Origin of the sequence: Shewanella sp. S1-49-MNA-CIBAN-0167 (assembly GCF_040310145.1) — a bacterium.
In the GTDB taxonomy this organism is placed as follows: Bacteria; Pseudomonadota; Gammaproteobacteria; order Enterobacterales; family Shewanellaceae; genus Shewanella; species Shewanella psychromarinicola.
This window is the reverse complement of the sequence record NZ_JBEOPO010000529.1, coordinates 1-231: the sequence shown is the minus strand read 5'-3', so window position 1 is coordinate 231 and position 231 is coordinate 1. Positions and strand designations below refer to the sequence as shown.

1 protein-coding gene is annotated in these 231 nt (G+C 48.1%); it reads left to right on the top strand.

Features of this window, described 5'->3' with window-relative positions; genetic code table 11:
* The coding region (locus AAEZ00_RS22295; protein ID WP_351090238.1) for a DUF2310 family Zn-ribbon-containing protein at positions 1-231 on the top strand (231 nt) is incomplete at both ends.

The window sequence follows — 231 nt, the reverse complement described above, 5'->3', positions numbered from 1 at the left end:
CTTAGCTAACCGCCACAGTAGCCCATGGGTAAAAGTAGCCTTAGCAGGCCTAACAGCAGCTAAGCTATTGGCTCCTAGAGAGAAATTCATCGGCCAAGACATTAACTCCGAAGCCAGCAATACCGATACGCCTTCATGGCAACTGCTGTATACCAGTTATGTGCATATGTGTTCGCCACTGCGTAATGGCGATAACCTGTTACCAATACCTCTTTATCAGCTGCCTGCTAC